At 46.0% G+C, this 11,689-nt stretch carries 14 protein-coding genes; 8 read left to right on the top strand and 6 right to left on the bottom strand.

The annotated features are described in order from the left end of the window. Positions 1-43: 43 nt before the first annotated feature. The 3 genes from rsmB to def all read right to left on the bottom strand — a co-directional run bounded on the left by rsmB (position 44) and on the right by def (position 2,914). Positions 44-1,324 (bottom strand): 16S rRNA (cytosine(967)-C(5))-methyltransferase RsmB, encoded by a 1,281-nt coding sequence (rsmB, locus tag AB4185_RS15040; protein WP_017058774.1) that lies wholly within the window; start codon positions 1,322-1,324, stop codon positions 44-46. 92 nt (positions 1,325-1,416) lie between these two features. Further along, positions 1,417-2,364, bottom strand: a complete 948-nt coding sequence (gene fmt / locus AB4185_RS15045) for a methionyl-tRNA formyltransferase (protein WP_372103765.1) — start codon at positions 2,362-2,364, stop codon at positions 1,417-1,419. Positions 2,365-2,401: 37 nt separating this feature from the next. Then, complete coding sequence (gene def / locus AB4185_RS15050) at positions 2,402-2,914, bottom strand: peptide deformylase (protein WP_017058772.1); 513 nt, start codon at positions 2,912-2,914, stop codon at positions 2,402-2,404. A 140-nt stretch (positions 2,915-3,054) separates the two neighbouring features. On the opposite strand from def, the gene AB4185_RS15055 reads away from it, so the two are divergent. The 4 genes from AB4185_RS15055 to AB4185_RS15070 are packed head-to-tail and all read left to right on the top strand — an operon-like array spanning position 3,055 to position 6,317. After that, positions 3,055-4,146 (top strand): LysM peptidoglycan-binding domain-containing protein, encoded by a 1,092-nt coding sequence (locus AB4185_RS15055; protein WP_065584148.1) that lies wholly within the window; start codon positions 3,055-3,057, stop codon positions 4,144-4,146. Then, positions 4,143-5,255: a DNA-processing protein DprA gene (gene dprA, locus AB4185_RS15060; protein ID WP_065584147.1), complete on the top strand. Its 1,113-nt coding sequence runs from the start codon at positions 4,143-4,145 to the stop codon at positions 5,253-5,255. The genes AB4185_RS15055 and dprA overlap by 4 nt, the downstream gene beginning before the upstream one ends. Before the next feature lie 3 nt (positions 5,256-5,258). Then, a complete protein-coding gene (locus AB4185_RS15065; protein ID WP_029235095.1) occupies positions 5,259-5,735 on the top strand; it encodes a DUF494 family protein in 477 nt (158 codons plus the stop codon). Between the two features lie 12 nt (positions 5,736-5,747). Further along, a complete protein-coding gene (locus AB4185_RS15070; RefSeq protein ID WP_017063003.1) occupies positions 5,748-6,317 on the top strand; it encodes a type I DNA topoisomerase in 570 nt (189 codons plus the stop codon). 88 nt (positions 6,318-6,405) lie between these two features. On the opposite strand, the gene AB4185_RS15075 is transcribed toward AB4185_RS15070, so the two are convergent. After that, a complete protein-coding gene (locus AB4185_RS15075; RefSeq protein ID WP_102321074.1) occupies positions 6,406-7,536 on the bottom strand; it encodes a 5-(carboxyamino)imidazole ribonucleotide synthase in 1,131 nt (376 codons plus the stop codon). A 5-nt stretch (positions 7,537-7,541) separates the two neighbouring features. Further along, the gene (gene purE / locus AB4185_RS15080) at positions 7,542-8,027 is read right to left on the bottom strand and encodes a 5-(carboxyamino)imidazole ribonucleotide mutase (RefSeq protein ID WP_004735777.1); all 486 of its coding nucleotides are present in this window, start codon (positions 8,025-8,027) and stop codon (positions 7,542-7,544) included. A 195-nt stretch (positions 8,028-8,222) separates the two neighbouring features. Here purE and AB4185_RS15085 point away from each other — a divergent pair, with 195 nt between their 5' ends. The 4 genes from AB4185_RS15085 to AB4185_RS15100 all read left to right on the top strand — a co-directional run bounded on the left by AB4185_RS15085 (position 8,223) and on the right by AB4185_RS15100 (position 10,910). Next, the gene (locus AB4185_RS15085) at positions 8,223-8,780 is read left to right on the top strand and encodes an L-threonylcarbamoyladenylate synthase (protein WP_017058767.1); all 558 of its coding nucleotides are present in this window, start codon (positions 8,223-8,225) and stop codon (positions 8,778-8,780) included. A 19-nt stretch (positions 8,781-8,799) separates the two neighbouring features. Then, positions 8,800-9,717 carry an oxygen-dependent coproporphyrinogen oxidase gene (gene hemF, locus AB4185_RS15090; protein ID WP_065584143.1) on the top strand — a complete coding sequence of 306 codons (918 nt, stop codon included), beginning with the start codon at positions 8,800-8,802 and terminating at the stop codon, positions 9,715-9,717. 75 nt (positions 9,718-9,792) lie between these two features. Beyond that, on the top strand, positions 9,793-10,623 hold the full coding sequence (gene aroE / locus AB4185_RS15095; protein WP_102429018.1) for a shikimate dehydrogenase: 831 nt from the start codon (positions 9,793-9,795) through the stop codon (positions 10,621-10,623). 17 nt (positions 10,624-10,640) lie between these two features. After that, positions 10,641-10,910, top strand: a complete 270-nt coding sequence (locus tag AB4185_RS15100) for a DUF1488 domain-containing protein (RefSeq protein WP_017058764.1) — start codon at positions 10,641-10,643, stop codon at positions 10,908-10,910. Here the strand turns inward: AB4185_RS15100 and AB4185_RS15105 are convergent. Next, positions 10,907-11,452, bottom strand: coding sequence for a gamma carbonic anhydrase family protein (locus tag AB4185_RS15105; protein WP_372135613.1), 546 nt, complete (start codon positions 11,450-11,452; stop codon positions 10,907-10,909). The two genes, AB4185_RS15100 and AB4185_RS15105, sit on opposite strands and share 4 nt — an antisense overlap. Positions 11,453-11,689: the final 237 nt, after the last annotated feature.

Below are 11,689 nucleotides of genomic sequence, written 5' to 3' on the forward strand. Positions count from 1 at the left end.
AGAAACAGCGGCTAAGAAATAAATTCTTAGCCGCTGTTAGTTGTTATGCCTGTTTTACTAGAACTGCGTAGTAGAAGCCATCCATATCTTCTTCTCCAGGTAGTATTTGACGACCCGGATTTTCGATATCAGACCCAACCAGCGTTGCGTTTTCAGTACGTGCTAGGAATGCTTTCACTTGCAGCACGTTTTCTTGCGGCGTGATAGAACATGTCGCATAAACCATGGTGCCGCCTTCTTTCAGCTGACGCCACATTGCATCCATAATTTCGCTTTGCAGTTCAGCCAGCGCATCAATGTCAGATGCACGACGTAGCCACTTGATGTCAGGGTGACGGCGAATTACGCCAGTCGCTGAACAAGGTGCATCAAGTAGGATACGGTCGAACTTATCGCCCATCCACCACTCTTCAGGGTAGCGAGCATCACCACAAATTACGTCGGCACGCAGTTGTAGGCGCTCAAGGTTATCGTAAACACGGTCTAGACGTTTGATGTCGCAGTCAATCGCAACCACTTCAGTATCTTGAGTGTGCTCAAGAATGTGTGCCGTTTTACCACCTGGTGCAGCACAACAATCTAAGATCAGCTCACCATCTTTTGGTGTTAGATAATCAACCGAAAGCTGAGCGGCAGCATCTTGCACTGATACCCAACCCCTGTCGAAGCCAGGAAGCAAAGTAACATCACAAGGTGCAGCTAATTTTATGGCATCAGCTGCTTCTGGGTGCAATGTGTATTCAATGTTTTCGTTTTTAAGCAGTTCTACATACTCGTCACGAGTGTGGTGTTGGCGGTTAACGCGCAGCCACATTGGTGCCTTGCTGTTGTTTGCTTCAACCAGTTGCTCCCATTGATCTGGGTAGCTCTCTTGAAGCATTTTTAGAATCCAGCTTGGGTGGCCGTATTTGCCTGCATTGTGGCTAACGGCTTTCTCGTCTAGTTCTTCTTGGTCACGTAGGTAGCTACGTAACACAGCGTTGATCAAACCACTCAGGCTTGGACCGCGCAGTGTCTTAGTACCCTCAACCGTTTCAGCAACCGCGGCATGCGAAGGGATACGCATGAAGCTTAGTTGGTAAATGCCCACCAAGATTAGGTGGTGGAATACACGCTTTTTACCTTTAAGCGGGTTTTCCATCAGTTCGTTAGCGATTGACTCTAAACGAGGCAGATAACGAAGTGCGCCGTAGCAAATCTCTTGCAGTAGAGCATGGTCTCGCGGACGGATCGTTTTTTGAGCCGCAGGGAGAGCGTGTGAAAGAGAGTGGCCTTTATCGACAACTTGGAATAGGACATTTGCAGCAGCAGCGCGAACATTCATGAGGGGTACCGAATATTTATTTGAATACATGAGGGCATCTCTGCCCTCGTAAAGGTTTTCTTAGCTGCGTAATTAGCAGCTTTAAAAGCGGATTAAGAAAGCTGTGTACCAACTTCAAACCAGCTTGCACGTGAGTTCAAGATATCCTGAACTGACATGGCTTTTTTACCTGGAACTTGCAGCTGTTCAAGAACAAATACGCCTTGCCCTGTCGCAACATAGATACCAGTTTTATCCGCTTGCAGAATGGTACCTGCAGGCTTATCAGAAGTTTGCTCTGCCACACGGCTTTGCCATACTTTAATGCTGTTCTCAGCGGCTTCAAAGTGGCTCATTGGCCATGGGTTGAAGGCACGAACGCAGCGCTCAATATGAGCTGCTTCATCACTCCAGTTGATACGCGCTTCTTCTTTACTTAGCTTCTTCGCGTAGTTAGCAAGCTCATCGTCTTGCTTCTCTGCAACCGCTTTGCCAGAAGCGATGTCCGCTAGACATTCAACAAGCGCGTCAGGGCCAAGGCACGCTAACTTCTCGTACATTGATGCGCTGGTATCTGTCGCTTCGATAGGCAGCGTCGCGATACTTAGCATGTCGCCAGTATCTAGGCCGATATCCATCTGCATGATCGTCACGCCTGTCTCTTTATCACCTGCCCAAATAGAGCGTTGAATCGGAGCAGCACCACGCCAGCGCGGTAGGATAGAGCCATGTACGTTGATACAACCTAAGCGAGGTGTATCTAATACAACTTGCGGAAGCAATAAGCCGTAAGCGACAACAACCATGATGTCAGCGTTCAATTCAGCTAGCTCTTGCTTAGCCTCATCTGACTTGAAGTTTTCTGGTTGGTAAACCGGAATATTGTTTTCAAGTGCGATGTTTTTTACTGGGCTCGCAGTGAGTTTTTTACCGCGGCCTGCTGGGCGATCTGGCTGTGTGTAAACAGCAACAACTTCATGCTCCGAAGACAACAACGCCGCCAAGTGACGGGCGGCGAAATCCGGAGTACCTGCAAAGACAATTCTTAAAGACTGACTCAAGGTAGGCTTCCTTCTAATTTAGTAATAGCAGCGGTTATTAACCTTGTTTCTCGTTGAAACGTTTAATCTTCGCTAGCTTATCTTGGATACGTTTACGCTTTAGTGGCGATAGGTAATCAACAAACAACTTGCCTTCTAGGTGGTCAAGTTCGTGCTGAACACAGATAGCCAGAAGGTCGTCAGCGTCGAATGTGAATTCGTTGCCGTCACGGTCTAGTGCTTTAACCGTTACTTCTGCAGCGCGAGGTACTAGAGCTCGAGCGCCTGGTACAGATAGGCAGCCTTCTTCGATTCCATCTTCGCCGCGCTTCTCAGTAATTTCAGGGTTGATAAGCACCATTGGCTCATCACGTGTTTCTGAAATATCGATAACAACGATGCGTTGGTGGAAATCTACTTGCGTTGCCGCAAGGCCGATACCTTCTTCGTCGTACATGGTTTCAATCATGTCATCAACGAACTTTTGAATCTCTGGGGTAACTTCTTTTACCGGTTTCGCCACGGTACGTAGACGATCATCTGGTAATGTTAATACTTGTAATACAGACATATACACTCGAAATATTGAACTGTGCCGAAACAGCTTAAACCTTGTTGGCTCAATTCTAGACATTTTAGAGGTCAAATGACAGCATCCTGAAGGTAATTCTCCAATCAGATGTCATATATTCAGACCAAGGAACCTAGGTCATGCGTCATTTATTGCCTGCTTTATCTCTTATTTGTGCCTCGATTTCGTTCGCCGCTACGGCTGAAAATAGTGAGCAACCTTTAACCATTAAACAGGGCGCACCTGAGGCGTATGTGGTGGTTAAGGGCGATACTTTGTGGGATATCTCTGCGATGTATCTCGATAGTCCATGGTTGTGGCCAAGGTTATGGCAGGTCAATCCAGAGATAGAAAACCCTCATCTCATTTATCCCGGAGATAAACTGTCTTTGGTTTGGATTAATGGCGAGCCTGTATTGAGCCTCAAGCCTGTTATCAAGCTTAGCCCTAAGATTCGTGTTTCTGAGAAGAAAGCAGTACCTACCGTCAACGAGGGACTGGTTCTACCTTATTTACAGTCTGATCGCTTGGTAGAGCAGCAAGATATCGAATCGGCACAACGAGTATTAGGAACCAGTGATGGTAAACGTTTCTTATCGGGTGCAGACCGGTTGTTTATCTCAGGTAACCAACAACATCAAAAGTGGGGTATCTACCGCGCAGTTGAAACCTACCAACGGCAGCAACCCCAAGCGAGTATTACCTCTTTGCGACTGGTCGCCACGGCGCGCTTGAGAGAGGTGGATGCTGAGTTCAGTAGTTTACAGATAGAGACTCAATTACAAGAAGTACTGCTCAACGACCTCGTGTTACCGGAACTTGGTGTTGATCAGGTGAAGCTCTCTACCACGTTTTATCCTGCACCTAGTGCGGCGGGTCAATTTGCTAATATCTTGGGCTCATTAGATGGCAGCCAATACAGCGCGAAGAATCAGGTGGTAGTGATCAACAAAGGTTCACAGGATAACCTTCGCCAAGGTTCTATGTTTACCCTCAGCGAAAGCGGTGCGGTGGTGTTTGGTAAGCAAGGTGAATACAGTTATAAAGAGTCTGCGGCGAGCGATAAGGTGCAATTGCCAAGTACCTCGCTGGGTAGCTTGATGGTCATTCGTCCTTATGAGTATTTTAGCCTCGCGTTGATCACTCAGAGCTCTAAGCCTGTTAGTAATGATATTCTGGCGGTATCGCCTTTGGACCTTGCTTTGACGGAAGAGATTAAGGGTACCGAGTGAATGAGCAACAACTGAGTGCTTGGTTAACTCTAAGTTTTGTTCCGCAATTGGGTGGAAAGCGTCTTGCTCGCCTACTCAGTGTTGATTCTCCTTTAAATATTGTTGGTTACTCAGGGCAACAGCTGCAAGCATTGGGTTTATCAACCAAACAAATCTCCTATCTAAGAGAACAGGCCCCAAGAGAGGTAGAGGCTTGTCTCGCTTGGCGAGCTAAACAATCCAACCATCACATCCTGACTCCGAGTTGCCCACATTATCCTAAATTGCTGAGTGAGATTGCTTCGGCGCCTACTGTGCTTTTCGTTAGAGGTAACGTTGAAAAGCTGATTGAACCTCAAATCGCGATGGTTGGCAGCCGTAATGCCAGTATCGAAGGTCTACAGACGGCGAAATCATTCGCTAAAGAGTTTGTACAAAATGGTTTGATTGTCACTAGCGGCTTAGCGCTTGGTATTGATGGTTATGCCCATGATGGCGCACTAGATAAAGGAGGCGAAACCTTTGCTGTATTGGGCTCTGGCTTGGATTCAATTTACCCTGCGCGGCACAGAAATTTAGCCGATAGGATCTGTGAAAATGGGGCGCTGATTTCAGAGTTTCGTCCAAGCGCCAAACCACGACCTGAACATTTCCCTCGCCGTAACCGTATTATAAGTGGGTTATCGCTCGGAACTTTGGTGGTTGAGGCAGCTGAAAAGAGTGGTTCTTTGATTACGGCTCGCTATGCCATGGAGCAAGGCCGAGAGGTGTTTGCGCTGCCCGGTTCAATTCATAGCCCAACCAGTCGCGGAGGTAATAGCTTAATTAAAGCTGGAGCATGTTTAGTACAAAATGCTCAAGATGTTCTGATTGAAATAAAGAGTCTGTTAGACTGGTCTATAGATCAGCAGCCCAGTTTGTTCGAGCCTACGCCGAATGAGGGTGAAAATGAACAATTGCCATTTCCACAGCTGTTAGCTAACGTAGGATTAGAGGCGACACCCGTTGATATTTTGGCACAGAGAACCCATATACCTGTGCATGAAGTCATGATGCAGCTTTTAGAGCTTGAGCTCTCAGGGCATGTTGTTGCAGTTTCCGGTGGCTATATTCGAAAGGGGAGAGGCTAAGCTATGATGATGGACATACTGATGTACTTGTTTGAAACCTACATCCATAGCGATTCTGAATTGCAGGTGGATCAAGACGAACTTGAAGATGAACTTCTTCGAGCGGGGTTTCACCAAGATGATATTTATAAGGCTCTCCATTGGTTAGAAGACCTTGCTGCACTGCAAGATACCGATAACCAAGCGGCGATTACTATGTGCTCTAATACCTCGATGCGTGTTTACACAAGTAAAGAGATATCACGTATTAATATGGAGTGTCGTGGTTTCTTGTTGTTCCTTGAGCAGATCAACGTCCTCACGACAGAGATTCGTGAAATGGTGATTGATCGTGTCATGGGGTTAGAGACCAATGAATTTGAGTTGGATGATCTGAAGTGGATTATCTTAATGGTACTGTTCAATGTACCGGGTAATGAAAGTGCTTACACGCAAATGGAAGAGCTGTTGTACACCAAAGAGCAAGGTATCTTGCATTAATACAGGCTTATCATGAGTAGTAAGATTGATAATCAGCTTTTTTCAGCACATGAACATGCGTTAGAGCATGAACCATGTCCACAGTGTGGTGGGGAGCTTCAGCTTCGCCATGGTAAGCACGGCCCATTTTTAGGCTGTAAGCAGTATCCGAGCTGTGATTACATCAAGCCTCTTCATCAAAATGATGGTCATGTGGTGAAAGAGCTGGGCGTTCCGTGTCCTAAATGCCAAAACGAATTGGTATTAAGGCAAGGTCGCTTTGGGATGTTCATTGGCTGTAGCAGTTATCCAGAGTGTAATCACATCGAATCTTTGGACCAACCGAAAGAACAACCTGAAGAGCAGCCACTTGTTGCCTGCCCTGAGTGTGGTCGAGGCCACTTGGTTGAGCGTAAATCTCGCTATGGCAAAACCTTCTATGCGTGTGATAACTACCCTAAGTGTAAGTTCGCCGTTAATCAGCCACCTGTTATAGGTCGTTGTGAACAGTGCCAGTTCCCGTTGTTACTTGAGAAGAAAACAGCCAGTGGTACCAAGAAGCAATGCGCTGATCGCAAGTGTCACCACATTCAATCTCAATAACTCGATATTATAGACACAAAAAAACGGCGCTCACTGAGCGCCGTTTTTGTATCCAATAAACTTTTTATATCAATAAGCCAATGTAGGCTTACTTCATCTGCTCAGCAAACTCATGCACAGCAGGGTAGGCTTGCTTATCAAGAATCTCAGCCAATGAGCACAAAGCTCTTTGTAATTCTGCGTTGTAGTCAGCGCTCACGTTAATGTGACCCATCTTGCGACCTGCACGCTTTTCTTTGCCATACCAATGAACATGACAACCACCTTGAGCAAGAATAGCCTCAGGAAGAGTATCTTCGCCAAGAATGTTGATCATTGCGGTTGGACGAATCAGTTTAGTGCTACCTAGTGGCATGCCACACACTGCACGTAGGTGGTTTTCAAACTGACAAGTCTCTGCGCCTTGTTGCGTCCAGTGGCCCGAGTTATGAACACGTGGTGCAATCTCATTAACAAGCAGTGAACCTTGAACATCAAAGAACTCAAGTGCTAGCACGCCAACGTAATCTAAACGCTCAGCAATGGCAGTGAACATGGCTTTAGCTTGCTCTTGCAGTTCAATGTCATCAATCGCTGTCGATAAGCTCAACACGCCGTCGGTGTGAACATTCTCAGCCAGTGGATACACTTGAACCTCGCCATTGGTATCACGAGCACCAACCAGTGATACTTCGCGGTCAAACGGAACAAACTCTTCAGCCACAATCGCTTGGTTGTCGGTCGCGGTAATGCACTCAGCCATTTCTGCCCAAGTCGCGTCAACATTGTCTAATGTCTTTAAGCGCCATTGGCCCTTGCCGTCGTAGCCGCCAAGTGTGCTCTTCAACACCATTGGTAAGCCAACGTGAGCAATTGCAGCGTCAAAGTCTTCGCGAGAGTTAACCACGTAGTACTTAGCATTCTTCACGTTCGCTTCGTCTAACAGGGCTTTTTCAAGACGACGGTCACCGCCAGCTTTGATTGCTTCTGTTGTCGGTAAGAACTTACCGCTGCGCTCACACACCTCAAGTACATCGTGAGGAATATGTTCGAATTCAGCAGTAATGACGTCCGCACGCTCAATCGCATTTTCTAAGCCGTTACCTAGAATCGCTTGCGTTAATGGGTGAACAATATTTTTGCTGCCAACATCAAAAGCAGAAATTTCAATATTCAGCGGTGCCCCAGCTAGGGACATCATGCGAGCAAGTTGGCCCGCGCCTAACACAAGAACATGCATGGAAATTAGTCCTCTGCAGGGTTTGGATTAGCCAAAACCGTTTCTGTTTGCTCAGAACGGAATGCTTCTACTTTTGCCATTACTTCTTCATTGTGTGTACCAATGATTTGAGCCGCTAGGATGCCTGCATTGGCAGCGCCAGCTTCACCGATAGCCAAAGTACCTACCGCGATACCTTTTGGCATCTGCACGATAGAAAGCAGAGAGTCCATGCCTTTCAGTGCTTTAGACTGAACTGGAACACCCAGAACTGGTACGCTTGTGAAAGCAGCAGCCATGCCCGGAAGGTGCGCTGCACCGCCAGCACCAGCAATAATTACTTTAATACCGCGCTCTTTCGCACTGGTTGCGTAGTCTGCAAGCAACTGAGGTGTGCGGTGAGCAGAAACCACTTTTGTTTCGTACGCCACGCCAAACTGATCCAACATTTCTGCAGCTAGCTTCATTGTTGGCCAATCAGATTTAGAACCCATGATAATACCGACAGTCATCTCAAACTCCTTCAGGTACGATTTAATTAGTGATTAGATATTTTGCGCGCATTATACGGGTAAAATTACTTAAGGAAAACGTTTGCGTCAGTCTAAGTTGTTAATTGATACATTTTATAAACAAATAGCTTTAGTCACAGTGAATGATAATTTGTACACTTAGCGAGTTCGATAACTGACTTAATGAGGCAACCCGTGGATAACTTTCAACATACATTGCAGGCATTACAACAAGGTGAAGTCATTGCTTACCCGACCGAAGGCGTTTTTGGGGTTGGTTGTGATCCTGATAATCCACATGCCATCAAGAAATTACTCGAGTTAAAACAGCGTCCAGTTGAAAAGGGCTTGATCTTGATTGCTGCAAGTTACGAGCAGCTGCTTCCTTATATTGATGAAAGCCAGTTGACGGAAGAACAGTTGGTAACAGTGAAAGCGACATGGCCAGGTCCGGTCACTTGGATTATGCCAACCAGCAGCAAAGTTACTGACTGGGTCAGCGGCCAGTTTGATTCCATCGCGGTACGAGTGACGGATCACCCTTTGGTTCAAAGAATGTGTAATGAGTTCGGCAAGCCGTTAACCTCTACCAGTGCCAACCTGACTGGCGAGCCGCCTTGTATGACGACTGAAGAAGTTCAACAGCAACTGGGTCAACATTTGGTGGCTATTTTAGAAGGTCAAACGGGTGGTCGTGAGAAGCCAAGCGAAATTAGAGATGCAAAAACGTCGAAAATATTAAGACAGGGCTAAACCCTGCAAAGGAAGTAAGATGTCAGCAATTGATAAAGAAGCAGTAAAACAGTTTTTACTGAGTCTACAAGATTCGATTTGCCAGCAGCTTGAGCAAGCTGATGGTACTGCACTGTTTGAAGAAGATGCATGGCAGCGTGAGCCTGGCGAGCGCCTTGGTGGCGGTGGTCGAACTCGTGTGATGACCAACGGTGCGGTATTTGAGCAAGGTGGGGTTAACTTCTCTCACGTAGCGGGTAAGGCTATGCCTGCCTCAGCTACAGCTCATCGACCTGAATTAGCCGGACGTAAGTTTGAGGCGATGGGGGTTTCATTAGTTATCCACCCTAAAAACCCATATATCCCAACCTCACACGCGAACGTTCGATTCTTCATTGCGGAAAAAGAAGGGGAAGACCCGATTTGGTGGTTTGGTGGTGGTTTTGACTTAACGCCATTTTATCCTGTCGATGAAGATTGCCAATCTTGGCACCAAACAGCCAAAGATCTTTGTGCGCCATTTGGAGATTATGTTTATCAAGAGCACAAAGAGTGGTGTGATAAGTACTTCTATCTTCCTCACCGAGACGAAACACGTGGTGTTGGTGGGTTGTTCTTTGATGATCTTAACGAGTGGGGCTTTGAAAAGAGCTTTGCTTATATGCAGGCGGTCGGTGAAGGTTTTGCAGCCGCATACTTACCAATTGTAGAACGACGCAAACAGACGCCTTATGGTGAGCGCGAGCGTGATTTCCAACTTTATCGTCGTGGTCGCTATGTTGAATTTAACTTAGTCTATGACCGTGGCACTCTATTTGGTTTACAAAGCGGCGGTCGTACAGAGTCTATATTAATGTCGATGCCGCCATTGGCTCGCTGGGAATACCGCTACGAACCACAAGCGGGTTCACCGGAAGCTCTGCTTTATAGCGACTACCTAAAGCCTCGAGTTTGGTAGTTCTTCCTTCCTTATAGGGATAGTGATAGGGTCATCTATATAGATGACCCTTTTTTATTTCTGTTAGGTAAGGATATGACACAGCAAGTAGATCGTTATGCCGTTTTCGGTAACCCTATTGGGCAAAGCAAATCGCCATTCATTCACACATTATTTGCTCGCCAAACCAGACAACAACTTACCTATACAGCATTACAGCCAGAGCATGGTGAATTTATCACTGCGGCCAAAACATTTTTCAGTGAAGGTGGTCGAGGATGTAACGTCACAGCACCTTTTAAAGAAGATGCGTATCAGTTTGCCAATCGCCTAACTGAGAGAGCTGAACTAGCTGGTGCCGTAAATACCCTTAAGAAGTTAGATGATGGAGAGATCATTGGTGATAACACCGATGGTGAGGGCTTAGTTCAAGACCTGCTTCAACATCAAGTCACGCTAAAAGGAGCACGTGTTCTTCTTCTTGGCGCTGGTGGTGCTGCGAGAGGAGTGATTCAACCTCTTCTCGACCAAAAGCCACAACAGCTGGTGGTCGCTAATCGAACCAGCTCCAAGGCTGAACTTCTGGCTGAGATGTTTTCGTCGCATGGCAACATCAAGGGGATGGGGCTAAGTGATGTTAATGAAGGCTTTGATGTCATTATTAACTCTACCTCATCTGGTCTAAGCGGGCAGCTTCCTGAAGTGTCTGAGGTGATTTTCAATTCTACTAGCGCCGTTTATGACATGGTTTATGGATCTGGAACGACGGTATTCAATCAATGGGCATTAGATAATGGTGTTCATGCTGCTTATGATGGTTTGGGTATGCTAGTGGGGCAGGCAGCAGAAAGCTTTATGCTTTGGCGTGGTCTTCGTCCGGGAACAAAACAGATTTTAAGAGAATTACGTAAAAATCTAGAGATGTAATGGGGTGTTTATAAAAAATGAATCAATCAATTCTATTTCCTGATATCCAAGATTGGGATGAAGAGAGCCGAACAATCACGTTCCCAGCACAACAGTCGGGCGCATTGATTGAATGTGTCATGTCTATTGAGGAATTATCACGATTGGCAGGTAAAGATATAGAAGAAGGCGATCAAGCTTTAGTTATCTTTTCAGAGTTACGTTTCGATATTGAAGAGCTAGCGGAAGAGTTAATAGAAGAAGAGGAGTATGACTCCTCTAATCGGATTCAGATCAAAGCGCTTTAGACTGGAAGTACAGAGTCTAGATAGTCATTTTTATTCTGAACATAGTTGTCTGCTGATTTCTGTAAAAAGGCTCGCTCTTTATCATTTAATGGGCGAGCTTGTTTTACTGGGCTTCCTACATAGAGATAACCGCTTTCAAGTACCTTATTAGGCGGTACCAAGCTACCGGCACCAATCATCACTTCTTTTTGGATAATCACGCCATCCAACACGATCGCTCCCATACCAACAAGTACACGATCTTCAATAGTGCAGCCATGCAGCATTACCTGATGCCCGATAGTGACATCATTACCTATTAATAGAGGGTAACCCTCAGGGTTTTCTGCATTCTTATGGGTGACGTGCAAGACACTACCATCTTGGATATTCGTTCTCTCTCCAATATGAATGTGGTTCACATCCCCTCGAGCTGCAACCAAAGGCCACACGCTAGAGTCGTTACCGATTTTGATATCACCAACCAGCACTGAACTTGTATCTATATAGACACCTTGCCCAATCTGAGGGGATATTCCTTTATAACTGCGTATTGAACTCATAAATCCTCCTTTATATAGGCACCTTAAGCCCTTAATTAAGAGGAATACTAGTGAAAATGGGGTGTTTTGAACAAAAAACGCTCGAACAATCAAAAAAGTAAGAAAAACTTCAAAAAGGGCTTGCCAGTGTGATCGAAATCTCTATAATGCCACCTCGCTGACACGGGATGGCTTCGTAAGAAACCAAAACGAATCAGCAGGTCAAATTAGCCAAGCTAAGCGCTTGAAAAAAGTTTT

The organism is Vibrio sp. 10N.286.48.F5 (assembly GCF_041469785.1).
Lineage (GTDB): Bacteria > Pseudomonadota > Gammaproteobacteria > Enterobacterales > Vibrionaceae > Vibrio > Vibrio crassostreae_C.